The following is a 16,637-nucleotide window of genomic DNA, read 5'->3' as shown; positions in this document are numbered from 1 at the left end:
TAACAGTACATTATGAGTGCAGCCCCATGGTGTTTCAGAAATTCGTTATTGTAAGATATTTTCTTTAGGTAAGTGATTTTACAAAGGATACATTACCGTCCTTTACTATTTCCTCAAATCCCATTTTCTTAAGATATTTAATATGCTCATCATTTGATGAAAAGCTTATGAACTTAGAGTACCCCATATTTAAGAAATATTCCCTTCTATTTTCATAAATATAGTTTCCTATTTTGAAATCTCTATATTCTGGGATAACAAAATCAAGATCTACTCTTAGAGTACTTTCATCGTGCTTTGTGCCTATAAAAACTCCAGCTGGTACCATGTTCCTTAAAATGTAAAAGCTTACATCGGAATTATTGATATCAAACCGTGACCTATTAGCATATTCTTCTAGCCCTTTCTTATAAAAATCTAAAAAGTAGTTAAAGTACGGAGATCTACCCTCGATAGGAAGGATATTAAAGTACTCCTTAGAGCTATATATCTTTACAAGATAGTATACGTTAATAGCAACGATACCTAGATTCATAAATCCAACCGGTAATGCCCCAATTAGAAAACCATACAAACAAAACAAACCAGATCCTATTAAATTGATCCATCTTAGCTTTAGGATGGAGCTCATTAATAGGGATATTAATACAATAAGTGAAGCTAAATAGCCTAACCATTCTAACCAACTACTATTCATTTAAATAACACCTCTGAAAATTGATATGAATTATTATACCACAATACTCAAATCTTAAACATGGTAGAGGAATAAGTTGAAATTTTGTGATAATTAGCCGCTTCTATCGATTGTGCACAATATGATTTGAGGCACACCTTGTTAATAAGATGAGTATAATAAACTATACAAACTACAACGGGAGGAGATTATTAATGTCTATTTTTAACATTCCACCAGATGAATTTGCGTTAATAGCAGCTCTTCTTGGTGTAGGGATAGCTAATAAGTTGGATGCTAATGAACAAAACTCCATAGGTAACTTTCTTGAATCAGTGGGTCAAACAATATTGACCATAAGTGCCCAGGAACAACTACAACAGTCATTGATAGAAAAGGAAAAGCAGAACGAGCAGCTAAAGCTGCAGATTGAAATAATGGAAAAGCAAATGGAACTTCTTAAGAAGCAAGTAGAGGATTAGTTTTTTCAAACAAGCTATTACAATTGTTGTGTTTAAAACTAGGACAAGTTTTGCTTTTAAACTTATACTTTCCTAGTTTTGTCACATCTTTAGATTATTTTCATATTGTAGTAGTGAAGGGAGAAAAGAGCTATGTATTATTATCCATACAATTATATGTTAATGAGATCGTGGTATAGGAATACACCAGCAGATTCCTATATAAGAGTACTAAACGCTTCACCTAATACACCGTCCGTAGATATCTATGCAAATGGCAATCTTATTATCAAGGATCTTGGCTACAAAGAATTTTCAAAATATCTACCCGTTGCTGCTGGTAACTATAATATTAAGATTTACCCTACTGGTCAGAGAGAGAAGCCTATTCTGGATAGCGATATATACATTCCACAAGGAACGGCTTTCAATGTAACGATGATTGGAGAAGCTCCAAATGTAAGTCTATATCCTATTCCTGAACCAACCACTGCACAAGATTTTGGAAGACCATGTATAAGATTTGTTAACCTATCACCAAATGCACAAAATGTGGATGTAACTCTATCAGATGGAAGAAAAATATTTACTAATGTTGGTTACAAAAACTTTACCGATTATGCTTGTATGCCTACTGGAACTTATACATTCCAAGTTCGTCCTGCGGGATCAGACGAAGTGCTAGTAACTATTCCAAATGTTACTCTCATGACAAATAACTATTATACGATTTATGGAGTTGGGCTAGAAGGGGGATCTCCTCCTTTACAGGCAATAGTGGCTACAGAGCCGAGGTAACATTTTCACCGAAAGCAATATAATAATTATACTGATTTTTGGCTAGATCAATTGGTTTAGGATATAATAGATTTATATTCTGAATTAATTGATCTAGCCTTTTATTTTTAATTCATCATCGCAACTTATTAGAAGAATAAAAAAGTACAGAAGTTTTTGTTAAATAACATATAAAGATATTGAAAAAATTACTAAAAAGTGATAAGATGTTTTTACGAATGGATTCGTAAAAAATGAAAGGAAGGTTCGATGGCAAAGGTAACTGAGGAAGAAAAAGTTTACACTCGGAAAAAGATTCTAGAAGTAAGTAAGAAAATTTTTCGTGAAAATGGACTTGAAAATACTTCAATGAAGCAGATTGCGAAGGAAGCAGGAATCGGAACTAGCACCATATATGGCTATTTCCAATCTAAATTTCATTTGCTAACAGCTACTTTCTGTGAGGATATAAATGAACTGTATATCATAGAAAATGCAATGGAAAATATCGATGAAGCTGACTTGATCAAGATTATTATTGATTACTTTATCTTTAAAATGAAGTATGTGATTAACTTAAATAAAGATATTGTAAGGGAATTTTTTCTGTTATTTTTATTCCAGAAAGTTTCCACTAAAGTTTATAAGGAGATCATAGGAGAAAGAAGAAAATCTCTCAATCAGATACAAAAATTATTGGAAAGGTATGAGAGTCATCGATCTTTTAAAATAAATTTTGATAAAAAACAAATGGTTACTTGTATAGGTAACTTAATGCACATGCATTTTATTGAATTTATTACAAAAGAAAAAAGCCAAGAAGATACTATAGCTGAGTTTACAAGTGATTTAGAAATCCTCTTCCAAGGGAAAATATAAATTTTCTTTATGTGTTTCAAGCAAGCTTTTGCTTAAAATCCTCAAGGAAGATTTTGTTACAATTAATCCGAATGGGTTCTTTTTAAATGTCATTAATCCGAATCGATTCTTTTTACAATATTGTTAATGCGAATGAATTCTTAAAAAGTTCTATTGAGAAAGGAGATAGATTTACATGAAAAGATTTTTAGTAGTATTACTAATAATGAGCATGATATTTACACTTGCAGCATGCTCAAGGGCTGAAGAAACCGTAGTAGAAGAAAAAGCAAAGGCAGTTAAGGTGAGGGATATAAAGGAAGGAGAAAACCCTGTAACACTAAGCTACATAGGTACGATTAATTCAAAGGATATGATTAAATACAGTTTTAAGTCAGGTGAAAAATTGGGAAGTGTTTTTGTAGAAAAGGGAGATAAGGTTAAGAAGGGAGATAAGTTAGCACAGCTTAATATGCAGGATTTGAATTTTCAACTTTCTGCAGCAAAATCGAATTTAGATGCGGCTCAGCTTAATATTAAAAAAGCAAGTGATGCACTTAGCTATGATAAGGATTTGTTTAACAAAATGGATAACCTGTATAAAGAAGGAAGTATATCAAAGGATCAATATGATCAAACAAAATTAAAAATGGATACTTCAAAGACAACATATAATCAAGCTAAGTCTCAATATGATGCTGCAAAGACTGATTATGAGCATAAAATGAGCTTAGTAAAGGATGCCACTATATATGCTAGCCAAGATGGGAGCATAGTAGAGATTTCCTATGAAGTAGGAGAGCGAGTTCCTAAAGAAACCCCAGTTGTGATAGCTAGAAGTGCTAGTCAGATAGTAAATGCAGGGATAGCTCAGAGGGATCTTAAAAAGATAGGACTTGGCACAGAGGTAACTGTTGATGTTGATGGTGAAAAAGCTATAGGTACCGTAACTAATATAGCAGAAGCACCGGACGAAGCTACAAGAACATACAATGCCGAAGTCACTATTGAAGATAAAAGCTTTAGGTTAGGTTCAATTACAAAGTTAGAATTCAATATCGGAAAAGAAAGTGGAATATGGGTTCCTATTTCAGCTATTATGTCCGACGGAGAAGACTATGTATATGTTGTAGAAGAAGACAGAGCATTTAAAAGGATAGTTGAACTTGAAAAGCTATACGAAGATACTGTTATGGTAAAGGGAATAAATCCTGGAGAATTACTTGTTGTAAGTGGGATGAAGAATCTAAATGACGGCTCTAAGGTAAGCATTAGTGAGTAAAGGGGGAAGCTCAAATGAATAATCTAATAAAGATACTAATAGATAAAAGAAAAGTTACCCTATTTCTAGCTATAATAATTGCTTTTTTAGGAGCCTATGCTTACTATGTTTTACCTAGACAGGAGAGCCCCGATGTATCATTTCCCATTGCTTTAATTATAACTCCATACCCAGGAGCGTCGGCTAAGGATGTTAATGATTTAGTGACAGAGAAGATAGAGGATGAACTTTACGAATTAGATGGATACGACTATACCGATTCAACATCTAAGGAAGGTCTATCTATTGTAATGGTTGCCTTTGAAAACAATGTAGATGCAGATAAGGCAATGCAGGATGTAAGAAATGCCGTGGCCGATGCAAAGAGTGAACTACCAAGTGGTGCGATGGATAGTCAAATAGATACGGACTTAATTTCAACGGCAGGAATTATAATAAGCTTATCAGGGGATAACTACAGCTACGAGCAGCTAGCGTCCTTTGGAGAGCAGTTTAAGGATAATCTAGCTGATATTCCTGGAATATCAAAGTTTGATATTGAAGGTGAGCTTGATAAGGAAGTAAAGGTCGATATTGATACGGCAAGATTAAATCAGCTTGGAGTATCTCTAGAGGATTTATATAATATACTTCAAGCTCAAAATATTGAGATACCATCTGGAGACATAGAAACAGCAAGTGGAAAGATAAAGGTAAAGACTCCTGGAATATATACATCATTAGATGATATAAGAAACACTATTATAGGGGTATCGCCTCAGACGGGAGTTGTTACAAGACTTTCTGATGTTGCAGATGTATATATGGGGCTTGAGGAAGGTGTAGAAAAATATAAGCAAAATAGTAAAAATGCAGTTCTTTTAACGGGCTACTTCCAAGAGGGTAAAAACGTAGTTATAGTAGGTAAGGATGTTAGAAAGGCCCTTGATGAAGTAAAAGCTAGTCTTCCAAAAGACCTTATAGTGGAGGAAGTTATATATCAGCCCGACGATGTAAGTAAGTCAGTAAATGACTTTATGATAAACCTAATTGAAGGTGTAATCTTTGTTGTTGTGGTAGTATTTTTAGGTATGGGACTTAGAAACGCAGTAGTAGTTTCTGCGGCTATACCACTATCGATACTTATCACTTTTGGAGTGATGTACCTATCGGGCATATATATACACCAAATGTCCTTAACGGCACTGATAGTAGCCCTTGGGGTTCTAGTGGATAATGCCATAGTTATAAGTGACACTATTCAAGTGAGGATAGATAAAGGAGAGTCAAGGAGTGAGGCTGCCTTTAAGGGAACAAGCATGTCAGCTGTCCCTATATTTACGGCCACACTTACGACTGTTGCGGCCTTTTCACCACTTTTAGGGCTCCCGGGAGCAGCTGGAGAGTTTTTAGGGGCGATACCGCAGGTATTGATAATATCAATAATTGCTGCATATGTAGTTGCTATGTTTATAACACCAGCTATGTCAGCAGTATTCTTCAAAAAGAGTAAAAAGAAGAGCGAGAAAGAAGGGTTCTTAAGAAAGTTCTTCAAGAATACCTTAAGATTAGGATTAAAAAGGAAGCTTGTAACCACTATAGCAGTCTTTGTAGTTCTAGTTGTAGTTATGCAGGTTGTAATGCCAATGCTTCCATCGCAGTTTTTCCCCTTTGCTGATAAAAATATATTCTATATAGAAATGGAAACAGAGATCTCGGGGGATATGGATGCAACGGAAAGGCTTTCCGATGAAGTGGTAGAGCTTCTATCAGGGGAGCCAGAGATAACAAGTTATACAGTAGCGGTAGGAAATGGTGTACCGAAATATTATGTTTCTGTGCCAACAGCAACACCATCCCAGGATTATGCTCAAATGGTGTGTAAATTTGAGCTTGGGGATAAGAAAAACAGAAGATTTAATGGAAATGAAGAATTTGCGGAGCATATACAAAAACTTCTTGATGAGAATATTGCTGGAGGGAAATGTACTGTAAATCTACTTCAATTGGCAAAACCAGGATCAAAGGTAGTAATCAAAGTTTCTGGAAAGAACATCGACCGTTTAATTGAGGTATCTAGTGAGATAAAGAATGCATTAAGAGAAATCCCTGGTACTACCAATATAAGAGATAACATGAGGGATAGAACATATCAATATGAATTAAACGTAGATGAAGACAAGGCGATGAACTTAGGGATAACTAAGTATGATGTACAAAGACAGATTAATATAGCTCTATATGGGGCTAAACCTTCGGTGTATAGAAGGGATGGTAATGAATATAGCATACTTGTAAAGAGCGATATAAAGAGTATTAATGAACTTGAAAATATAGAGATAAAATCGTCGATGACGGGTAATAAAATACCCCTTAAGCAATTTGCTACTATAGATTTTGGATCTAAGCTTGATGCTATAAAAAGGTATGATAGAAAGCAGACTATAACCGTGGAAGCCGATAATCTTCCAACGGGAGATCCGGTGTTTATTGAAAACAAATTTGAAAATGAATTTTTACCAAAGATAAATACAGCAGGAGTAAAGATTGATTTCGATGGTGAAAGAGAGCAGATAGGAGAAAACTTTAGTATAGTTGGAATACTAGCGATATTTGCTATATTTATAATATATGTAATCCTAGTAGTTCAGTTTAACTCCTTTATTCAGCCAATTGTCATAATGGTGACCATACCGCTATCATTAATTGGTGCTATACCTGGATTATATCTATTTAATCAACCACTATCACTTACGGCCTTCCTAGGGATTATAGCGTTGATAGGTCTTGTTGTTAAAAATGGTATACTTCTTATCGAGTATATAAACGATGCAAGAAAAGAAGGCTACGAAATAGATGAGGCTTGTGTAGATGCAGTAGGAAAGAGATTTAATGCTATAATCCTTAGTGCAGGAACAACTATAATGGGACTTTTACCACTTGCTATTGCAGGAGGAAGTTTATTTGCACCTATGGCAGTATCACTAATGTCAGGGCTTTTAGTATCAACATTCTTAACGATGGTTGTAATACCTGTTATATATAGCTTGATTGAAACCTTTATTGAGAAAAGAGGCGGTAAAAGAACGGCTAGGAAAAACGAACCGTTGATACAAGAATAATTGATAAATCATTATTTAAGTTGCTTTTTAAAGAAAGTTGTTTTGCTTTCTGACTTGGAGGGAGTTAATTGGACCAAAGAGCTATAGCAAAGGCTATTGAGTTGATGATAATACTTCGTGATATTGAAGAAAAGATTCATGATATTGAGGATGAAGTTAGTATATCTAATAGTGATAGTATGATATAAAGTATGTATAGGTTCTTTAATGAAGTTAAATAGGAAATTGTTTAAGAAAGAGTTAAGGTTATAGATTGCTTGACTCTTTCTTTTTGCGCTTTAGAGTGTAAAATAAAAGAAATACTTGAATATTCAACAAAACTTTGTTAAGATGAATTTACTTGAACTTTCAAGTAAATTTGGAGGTAGGATATGGATTATTTAATTCTAAGAGAGATTGGTATGATTGCTAGATGCTTTCAATCAATTAGTGATACTGAGTTTAGAGAAGTAAACTTGGAGAAGGGACAATATTTATTTCTAGTAAGAATATGTGAAAACCCAGGAATTAATCAAGAAACTCTATCAAATATGCTAAAGGTAGATAGAACAAGAACAGCAAAGGCAGTTAAAAAGTTAGTTGAAAAGGACTATATCATTAAAAAGCATAGCGAAAAGGATAAAAGAGCCTTTGAGCTGTATCCTGCAAAAAAGGCAGTAGAAATTTATTCATTTCTTAGAAAAGAAGAAAACTTTTCTGCTGACACAGCATTAAGCGGATTTAGCGATGAAGAGAAAGAACTTGTATGTAGCTTGCTAAAAAGAATGAGGACCAATATTGAGAAGGATTGGATGGCAGTTAAAAGAGGAAATAAGCGAAGCTATTTAACCGAATAAAAGGAGGTAAGGACATTGAAGTGGGAGATAAAGAAATTTAGAGAATTAAAATTGGAAGAACTATATGAGATTTTAAAAATAAGAAATACAGTCTTTGTCATAGAACAGGAATGTATTTATCAAGATGTGGATGATAAAGATAAAGAGGCATATCATTTATTTGCTATGGAAGATGATAAAGTAGTTGCATATTTAAGAATTTTAGGAAGAGGAATATCCTATAATGAAGCGTCAATAGGAAGAGTTTTAATTGATAATAATTACCGTGGTAAAGGGTTAGCTAGAGAGCTTATGTTAAAGGCTATAAGCTTTGTAGAAAGTGATTTGAATGAAGATACAATAAGGATTTCAGCCCAGGAGTATTTGATAAACTTCTATGGAAGCTTAGGATTTAAAGCAGTCTCCGATATGTATCTAGAGGATGATATCCCACATGTAGAAATGTTATATAAAAAGAAATAGGAAGATAATGGTCAATTGTATAGTAAGGTATTTTACTATACAATTTTTATATAAACAATAGTTAAACATTGGGGTGAAACAGTTTGGCTGATTTAAAAGAGAAGATTAAATCCATACCATCAAAACCAGGTATTTATCAAATGAAGGATGTCTATGGAAATATCATATATATTGGGAAAAGTAAGAGTCTAAAGTCTAGAGTGAGATCCTATTTTAATACTCAGCACAAGTGGAAGAAGATTGAGAGAATGGTATTTCATATAGATGATATAGATTTTATTGTCACGGATACCCATTTAGAGGCTCAAATACTTGAATGTGCCCTCATAAAGAAGTTAAAACCCATATATAACGCTCAGTTTAAAAATCATGAGAAATATATATATTTGAAAATAGAGGAATCCAGTAGGTTTAAACCTATTAAAGTAGTCCGAGATAGAGATGGTGAAAATTGCTTTGGACCCTATAGAAGTAAAAACATGCTTCCAGAAGCTATTAAAGTCTTTGAAAATATATATCCAATAATAAAATCTGGAGATACCTATGAATTTGACTACAAGGTTTTACCACAGGCCATGAAGGAAGATGTATTTAAAAGGAATAGGGAAAGCTTAGTAGAGATATTCACTAGGAAAGAATACATGTTAGAATTCTTAACTCAGATAGAGAATAAGATGACTGAAGCAGCTATGGAATTACAATTTGAAAGGGCTTCAACCTATAGGGATATACACTATTATATAAAATATTTATATGATTATGATACAAAGAAAATTAATCATCTAAATGAAAGAAATCTATTAATGGGAGAAAAGATCGAGGATGGATATAAGATCTTTTATATTTCAGATGGTAGTATCATGTTAAAGAGGAAGTATAAAGAGGTAACTAGGAAAGCAATTGAAGAATTTGTTGTACAAGCTAAAGAACTAGAGAATCGGATAGTGGATATTAAAAACGAGAAAAGAGATCTGGATTTTAAATATATAATTAATACGGAAATTCAAGACCGTACTTCAAAGGCAATATTATTTTTAAACGGTGATTACGAAGTAGATAATTTCATAAATGATATTATGGAAATTAATTAGGATTTGACGTAGAAAAAACGATTAAAGGCTGTAGTCACTTTTTTAGAAGTGTGCGCTTGCAAAGTTATATGTACTCAAGTAGGCTCTGAGAATCCTTTTGGCTCATGCAATCAACCTATTTTTCTGTAAGATTTTGAGGGAGAAAAAGGTTGATTGAAATCGCTCAAAAGGAAACCTCAGAGCCTACTTTCCTTTGTTAAGTTAAGTGAACGCACAACTTATATTGTTAGGTTACCTATTGCATCATCGTAATGACTTATTAACTGATGCCAGTCATAGGGTGATGCCAGTTCTTGATAGTTTTTTTCTCTTATCTGATCTATATTAGATATAGCAAATCTAAGGCTATCAACTAATCCATCAAAATCATCATAAAACAATTCGGGGTTCTCATCGATTTTATAAAGATCGGGATAGGTTAAGCGCTTAGGCAGAATAGGATAACAGCCGCTATAAACTGCTTCCATCACACTTATACCAAAGAAATCATGATAAGAGGTTACGGGCAAAATGTCAGAAGCTAGAAGCCATGAAAAATACTCTTTACCACTTAGGTAGCCAGTTTTTACAATGTCTTCACCAAGAATTTTTTCAGCCTTTTTAAATATCTCAGGACAATTTTTATAGGCTTCTCCAAGGGCAGCTACTCTAAATCTTAGGCCTTCATCCTTTAATTTGAAAAGGGCCTCGAAGAAATCATCTGGATTTTTATCAAATTCCCACCTGTGATTCCATAGGATTAGAGGCAGATCCTCTGTATATATATTACTATCTCCCTGATGAATCTTTTCTAAGTTCATTCCGATAGGAAGGACCTGTGACTTTTCATAAAGAGAATCAACCACACCTGTATGCCTATAATCAGGCATTTTTTTAAGCAATTTTTCTAATTCTCCATAAAATGAATTCATATTATGATAGGAATTAAAGAACACCTTATCAGAAGCTAAGGCAGTGGTATAATTCATGAATCCATAATTAATGTCTCTCTGGAGTTTTTTATCCTTGCTATCTTCCTTCCAAGGATAGGCCAGTTGGTTTTCGTGGAAATATGTTGCTATAGGAACCGAGGGTTTTAGATTTTTTCTAATGAGAGAGATAAATGTAGTTAGATCCAGCATATCCGTAGCTAAGATAATATCAGGATCAAAATCTAAAGCTAAAAATTCATTAGCAAGTGTCACGGCTCCTCCGTACATTCTCCATTTCCAAAACTTTCCCTTCATACTTAATATCTTTATATTATGAGAACTGTATTCTTTATATTGTTTTGCCCAGGTCGCATGGGAACCTGAGAAAAAGGGTTCAACTATTAGTATGTTTTTACTCATTGCTTCCTCCTAGATAGAGTTCCAAGTAAATCTTAATTTATACATATCAAAATATCCGATGTTTCTGGGGAGTTTTGATGTGTATAAATTAAAGTTTTGACTGGAATCTCTATAGATAGTTTTCGTACTCTAAAGGTTTATTTTAACATACTTAAGAGAAAAATATGCCCATGTTTTTTCTAATGTAATACCTAAAAAAGTTTACCATTATAAATTTAGGGTATATTAATCACTGTATAAATTATGAAAAAATTATATAGAGAGGCGATTTAGAATGAAAAATTTATTTATATACTATCCAAAATGCAGTACCTGTAGGAAGGCGAAGAAATGGCTGGATGAAAAGGGAATAGACTATTCTGAAAGATTTATAGTTGAAGATAATCCTACTAAGGAAGAACTGAAAAAATGGAGCAGTGAAGAGAATATACCCCTTACAAAGTTTTTCAATACCAGTGGGAAGCTATACAGGGAAATGCAGCTAAAGGATGTGGTGAAAACAGCACCGGATGAGAAGTTATTAGAGTTACTGTCATCCAATGGTATGCTTGTAAAGCGTCCGATACTGGTAAAGGACAAGCTGGTTTTAATAGGCTTTAAGGAAGGCGAATGGGAAGGAAACTTAAAATAGGCTGTGTATTGTTTTAGAAAGGTTTTGAGCTCTGTTCCTTAGAAATAGATGGAACAGAGCTTTCTCAATATATAAAAACTTAATAACCAAAGCTTTTTCCTACAATTATAACCTTTATTCTCCCTTGTTGTCCCTGTCTTCTTATCAAGGTATAATTGTTGCAGATTCTATCGGGACTATCGCAATCCGTACAATAACCTAGGCTAGCACAAGGAGTCTTTCTATCTAGCCTTTTAGCATTTGCCGGTGCTGCCATTCGTTTGTTTCTTTCTATAGCTTCATCTACGTCCCTTACTATTTTATTAACGCCAACAATTACTATAACACTATCTGGTCCATAAATCATGGTAGCAACTCTGTTACCAGTTCCATCAACGTTGTATAGTTCACCTGCTTCGGTTAATGCGTTGCTACTTGCAAAATATACATCGGCGCTAAAGCTCTTTCTATAAATTTCCTTAATGTCTTCTTTAGCGAGTCCAGGGCTATATCTGTCTAAGAAATTGTATTTTCCACTACGAAGCATATCAATAACTCCAGTTTCAAAAAGAGTCATTGAGCCACCTACTGATACGATATCTCCATCGCTAATAAGCTCACCGATTTTCTGGATTAAAGACTTCTCATCCTTTACATAATATGCATCCATATTATTCTTTTTAAGGCTTTCCATAGTTCTTGTAATACGCTTATCAATAACCCACTCTACATTTTTATCCACTAAATTTCATCTCCTTACATAATAAATTCTTTTTAAGTAATTCTACTGTAGACACATTAAAAAATTTAAACTTAAAAATTAGCATTCATAGTTTTATTGAGTAAATGTATGTGTATATAATATAATTATAGAATAATTGTAATTACTATGTAAGTACGCACATTTTGCTCAGATACTAACCATTTTGAAAGTAAAGGAGTTTAAAAATGGATAAGAAAGCAAAAGGAGAATTCCCCGAACAAGAAAAGAGACAGAAGGATTTTCAATGTTCCATAGGCTTTGCCATGACAGTAATCGGCGGAAAATGGAGGGCTATAGTATTATGGCATATAATAAAAGATCAAGTAATTAGATATGGTCAGCTAAAAAGATCTATCCCAAACATAAGTCATAAGATTCTTTCTCAGGAGTTAAAAAATTTAGAAATGGATGGGCTTATTGAAAGAAAGGCCTATGCAACTATTCCCCCTAAGGTGGAATATAGTTTGACGGAGAGAGGAAGATCCTTGGAGGATATTTTAACAGGGATATGTGAATGGGGTAAACAATATATGGATGAATAATGGGGTGAGATTATGGAAAATAAAGTATTTGAAGATTGGACTGTAAGTCATTTCATAAAGGACAGAATAAAAAGTAAAAATATTATAGTTGGAGATTATACCTATTATTCCGGCTATTATCATGATAAGGATTTTGAAGACCTTTGTGTAAGATACCTTCATCCAGAGAGAGATGATGTCGATAAATTGATAATAGGAAAGTTCTGCTCAATTGCTTCTGGAGTATCTTTTTTAATGGCTGGAAATCAAGGTCATAGACAGGACTGGATTAGTACCTTTCCATTTTATTATTTTGATGAGTTTAAAGCTGGAAATCCTAGAGAAGGGCTAAAATTTTCTGGAGACACTGTTGTAGGAAATGATGTGTGGATTGGAACGGAGGCCATTATTATGCCAGGGGTTAAAATTGGAGATGGAGCGATAATTGGATCTAGATCAATAGTCACAAAGGATGTAGAGCCATATACTGTTGTGGCTGGAAATCCAGCAAAGGTTATTAAGAAAAGATTTACGGAGGAAGAGATAGATATGCTTTTAGAAATCCAGTGGTGGAACTGGGACATTGAAAGGATTAAGGAATATATGCCTGTAATTACTAGCAGTAATATAAAAGTGCTGTATGAGAGCTTGAGAGGATAAGACTAATCAATCTATAGGCAAATGAAATACTACCATCAAAGGAGGACACATAGTTGTATAATGATGTCAATTCTACAATAGGGTTATTATTAGTCAACTCCGAAGGTAAGATTGTTGATTATAACAGATCAGCTCAAACTATATTGCAATGCGAACTACTAAATAAAGATATAAATTCTATTCTAGATCTATCTGAACTAAATTTTAGTGTTGAAAAAATTGAATTAGAGGCAAATAATCAAGCCACAGAAAATATAAAATATATTTATTTCCTTAAAAACTCATTAGACTATGATAAGCACTTTTACAAAAAAATATTAGACCATTCCCATGATGAGATTTTTGTGACCGATGGGAAAGGGATCTCAATTTACTGTAATAAAGCCTTTGAAAAACATTATGGTATGGAAAGATCCCAAATAATTGGGAAAAAATCATGGTACATAAGTGATATTGGTCTCTGTGGTGAATCTCCAATACCTTTAGTTATTAAGCATAAAAAGCAGATTACAATAGAGCAAGAAACAAAAATAGGTAAAAAGCTGACTATTACAGCGACACCCGTTTTTGATAATGAAGGAAATATCGAAATAATTGTAGAAAACTCCAGAGATATCACTGAGTTAGAAAATATTAGAAAAAACCTAGATGAAACAAAAAAACTAGTGAAAAAGTATAAGAAAGAAATTACCTTATTGAGAGAAAAAGAGCTGGGAACCAGTAATGATATAATCTATAATAGCGACAAATTGAAGGAATTAATGAAATTTATTGAAAGAATAGCAAATGTGGATTCAACTGTCTTGATATTAGGGGAATCTGGAACGGGGAAAAGTCATATTGCAAAACACATTCATCAAATGAGTAAGCGACGAGATAAGCCCTTCATAACTATTAATTGTGCTACAATTCCTGAACACTTACTTGAATCAGAACTTTTTGGATATTCGCCCGGAGCCTTTACAGGAGCAAAAAAGAGTGGAAAGACAGGTTTAGTGGAACTGGCCGATGGTGGGACCTTGTTTTTAGACGAGATTGGAGAACTACATTCAAATCTTCAAGCAAAGTTTCTTGAGCTTATACAAGAACGCCACTTTACTCCTATAGGTGAGGTAAAACCACAAAAGATAGATGTTAGAATAATATCAGCCACCAATCGTGACTTAAAGAAACTTGTAAAAGAAAAGAAATTTAGAGAAGATTTATATTACAGATTAAAAGTAGTTGAAATAGAGGTTCCATCATTAAGAGAACGACCGGAAGATATAAGAGCCTTAATATATTTCTTCCTGAATAAATTCGATAAGCAATACAATTTTTGTCACACTATTTCTGAGGAATGTATTAAATTACTAGAAAACTATACTTGGAAAGGAAATATACGTGAACTTCAGCACATAATAGAACAATTAGTAGTTACAGTATCGGATACATTAATAGAGCCTTCACATTTACCTAGATATTTTCATGAAAACGGTGATTCACAATTTAACATAGGTTTTGATAAACTAATCCCATTGGACCTAGCAATAGAAACTCTTGAAAAAGAATTGATTCTAAAGGCATATAAGGAACTTGGAAGTTCCTATAAAGTTGCTAGTGCCCTAGGGATTTCTCAAAGTAAAGCTAGTAGGAAAATACGACGTTATCTAAATGAACAGCTTGGATAATCTTTATAGGAATTTAATAACCCCTATTTTGAACACTTAGTATTATGTTTAAAATAGGGGCAAAATCTATTTATTAAGTTTTAAATGGCTTCTAGATCACTCTTTTATGCCCAAAATAAGATTATCAAGTACATTCTTTGGTACAGATCTATATTCCTTAGCCTTTACAAGATAGAAAGCAAACCCAATAATAACCCATAAAATCAAACAAATCCATGACTCCAAAGCCATAAAGGCTGGGCTTCCAGGTAGACAAAGTAATATAATAAAAACGATTGAGAAAAATGAGCCCAACAAATGGAATATCGATTCTGAGCGTTCATTTCTATTTTTACGAACCATTAAGTATGCTGTAAAGCAGGTATAAAAGAAGCTGATTGCAGTACCAAGACCACACATATCAACAATCCAAAGGAGAGCAACTCTTCCAAACAAAGGTAGAATCAATGCGAATACCATTGTAAATATAATTCCATTGGTAGGAGTCTTATATACGGGATGCACCTTTGCAAACCAACCGGGCAAAACCTTAGCCCGTGCCATGCTAAGTAAGAGTCTACTTGTGGCCATATAGAACCCATTCATGCCAGTAAAAATTCCCATAGTTACTCCAGTTACTAGGATTAAAACACCGATGTTGCCCATAGATGATTTCATGGCAGTACCAGTAGCCCATACAGGATTACTGCCTATTAATTCTAGCCATGGATAAGGCATGGCTGTAGAGAGTTCAACGACAATATATATAACACCTCCACTTACAACAGATAAAACAATAAGCTTAAATGCCATGCTTGGAGAAAAATCAAACTCTTCGGCTGCATGTGGTATAGTATCAAAACCTACATAGGCCATAGGTGCAATCGCTAAAACAGCTAAAATAGAAGCAGAAAAAGTTTTACCCGGAGCGAATAATGGATTTAAATTTTCTATTGAAGCACCAGGCTTTAAAAATGCTCCAACTGCTAATAATACAACTGAAATGAATAATAGGGCAACCATTATAAATTGAATTTTACCCATTATTTCTGAACCACGATAGTTTAAAAAGGCAAAAATTAAAATAGCTAAAATAGAGATGCTAATCTCACCTAAATATATATCTGAGCCTGCTACAGAATATAAATATCCTTTAGTTAATAGGCTAGGCATAATAAATCTCGCCAATATAGGTAGTGCAGTTGCATTTAATGATACAACGCTCAAATAGCCTAATGTTAACATCCATCCACAAACATAGGCATGGATTCGTCCAAAACCTTTATATGCAAATGCAAAGGCTCCTCCTGCTACGGGAAATTTATCAATCATATATCCATATCCCTTCCCGATAAAGATCATCATGATTGCACCTAGTGCAAATGCAATTGCTACACCCATAGGACCAGCTTCTTTAATCCAATCATCGGGCAAAACAAAACATGCAAAACCAATAATACTTCCAACTGCTATAGCAAAAACATTGGATGGTTTTAGTGATTGATTTAGTTCCATATCTTTTGACATATACAATAACCCACCTTCATTAAATAAATTCT

At 33.7% G+C, this 16,637-nt stretch carries 16 protein-coding genes; 12 read left to right on the top strand and 4 right to left on the bottom strand.

Translation table 11 applies throughout. The features are described 5' to 3' along the window. Positions 1-64: 64 nt before the first annotated feature. Positions 65-697 (bottom strand): hypothetical protein, encoded by a 633-nt coding sequence (locus R9X47_RS15285; protein ID WP_432661920.1) that lies wholly within the window; start codon positions 695-697, stop codon positions 65-67. Positions 698-891: 194 nt separating this feature from the next. Here R9X47_RS15285 and R9X47_RS15280 point away from each other — a divergent pair, with 194 nt between their 5' ends. The 8 genes from R9X47_RS15280 (at position 892) to R9X47_RS15245 (ending at position 9,544) form a co-directional block, all read left to right on the top strand. Next, positions 892-1,158: a hypothetical protein gene (locus R9X47_RS15280; RefSeq protein ID WP_432661919.1), complete on the top strand. Its 267-nt coding sequence runs from the start codon at positions 892-894 to the stop codon at positions 1,156-1,158. A gap of 132 nt (positions 1,159-1,290) precedes the next feature. Further along, a complete protein-coding gene (locus tag R9X47_RS15275; protein WP_432661918.1) occupies positions 1,291-1,935 on the top strand; it encodes a DUF4397 domain-containing protein in 645 nt (214 codons plus the stop codon). A 249-nt stretch (positions 1,936-2,184) separates the two neighbouring features. Then, entirely contained in the window at positions 2,185-2,793 is a 609-nt protein-coding gene (locus tag R9X47_RS15270) for a TetR/AcrR family transcriptional regulator (RefSeq protein ID WP_432661917.1), read from the top strand. A gap of 175 nt (positions 2,794-2,968) precedes the next feature. Continuing rightward, a complete protein-coding gene (locus tag R9X47_RS15265; RefSeq protein WP_432661916.1) occupies positions 2,969-4,054 on the top strand; it encodes an efflux RND transporter periplasmic adaptor subunit in 1,086 nt (361 codons plus the stop codon). A 14-nt stretch (positions 4,055-4,068) separates the two neighbouring features. Continuing rightward, on the top strand, positions 4,069-7,155 hold the full coding sequence (locus tag R9X47_RS15260; protein ID WP_432661915.1) for an efflux RND transporter permease subunit: 3,087 nt from the start codon (positions 4,069-4,071) through the stop codon (positions 7,153-7,155). A 371-nt stretch (positions 7,156-7,526) separates the two neighbouring features. Then, entirely contained in the window at positions 7,527-7,991 is a 465-nt protein-coding gene (locus R9X47_RS15255) for a MarR family winged helix-turn-helix transcriptional regulator (protein ID WP_432661914.1), read from the top strand. Positions 7,992-8,006: 15 nt separating this feature from the next. Then, on the top strand, positions 8,007-8,453 hold the full coding sequence (locus R9X47_RS15250; RefSeq protein ID WP_432661913.1) for a GNAT family N-acetyltransferase: 447 nt from the start codon (positions 8,007-8,009) through the stop codon (positions 8,451-8,453). Positions 8,454-8,536: 83 nt separating this feature from the next. Then, positions 8,537-9,544, top strand: a complete 1,008-nt coding sequence (locus tag R9X47_RS15245) for a GIY-YIG nuclease family protein (RefSeq protein WP_432661912.1) — start codon at positions 8,537-8,539, stop codon at positions 9,542-9,544. 218 nt (positions 9,545-9,762) lie between these two features. Here R9X47_RS15245 and R9X47_RS15240 read toward each other — a convergent pair whose 3' ends face one another. After that, positions 9,763-10,875 carry a tRNA-queuosine alpha-mannosyltransferase domain-containing protein gene (locus R9X47_RS15240; RefSeq protein ID WP_432661911.1) on the bottom strand — a complete coding sequence of 371 codons (1,113 nt, stop codon included), beginning with the start codon at positions 10,873-10,875 and terminating at the stop codon, positions 9,763-9,765. A 274-nt stretch (positions 10,876-11,149) separates the two neighbouring features. Between R9X47_RS15240 and R9X47_RS15235 the strand changes: the two genes are divergently transcribed. Further along, positions 11,150-11,506 carry an arsenate reductase family protein gene (locus R9X47_RS15235; protein ID WP_432661910.1) on the top strand — a complete coding sequence of 119 codons (357 nt, stop codon included), beginning with the start codon at positions 11,150-11,152 and terminating at the stop codon, positions 11,504-11,506. 79 nt (positions 11,507-11,585) lie between these two features. Here R9X47_RS15235 and R9X47_RS15230 read toward each other — a convergent pair whose 3' ends face one another. Continuing rightward, a complete protein-coding gene (locus tag R9X47_RS15230) occupies positions 11,586-12,227 on the bottom strand; it encodes a lactate utilization protein (RefSeq protein ID WP_432661909.1) in 642 nt (213 codons plus the stop codon). 206 nt (positions 12,228-12,433) lie between these two features. Here R9X47_RS15230 and R9X47_RS15225 point away from each other — a divergent pair, with 206 nt between their 5' ends. The 3 genes from R9X47_RS15225 to R9X47_RS15215 are packed head-to-tail and all read left to right on the top strand — an operon-like array spanning position 12,434 to position 15,099. Continuing rightward, entirely contained in the window at positions 12,434-12,790 is a 357-nt protein-coding gene (locus R9X47_RS15225) for a winged helix-turn-helix transcriptional regulator (RefSeq protein WP_432661908.1), read from the top strand. Positions 12,791-12,802: 12 nt separating this feature from the next. Further along, entirely contained in the window at positions 12,803-13,429 is a 627-nt protein-coding gene (locus tag R9X47_RS15220) for a CatB-related O-acetyltransferase (RefSeq protein ID WP_432661907.1), read from the top strand. Between the two features lie 53 nt (positions 13,430-13,482). Then, on the top strand, positions 13,483-15,099 hold the full coding sequence (locus tag R9X47_RS15215) for a sigma-54 interaction domain-containing protein (RefSeq protein WP_432661906.1): 1,617 nt from the start codon (positions 13,483-13,485) through the stop codon (positions 15,097-15,099). A gap of 96 nt (positions 15,100-15,195) precedes the next feature. Here the strand turns inward: R9X47_RS15215 and R9X47_RS15210 are convergent, their stop codons facing one another. Beyond that, on the bottom strand, positions 15,196-16,605 hold the full coding sequence (locus R9X47_RS15210) for an APC family permease (RefSeq protein WP_432661905.1): 1,410 nt from the start codon (positions 16,603-16,605) through the stop codon (positions 15,196-15,198). Positions 16,606-16,637 lie beyond the last annotated feature (32 nt).

Origin of the sequence: Wukongibacter baidiensis (assembly GCF_050888315.1) — a bacterium.
GTDB classification, from domain to species: Bacteria; Bacillota; Clostridia; order Peptostreptococcales; family Caminicellaceae; genus Wukongibacter; species Wukongibacter baidiensis.
This window is presented reverse-complemented; position numbering and strand designations above follow the sequence as displayed.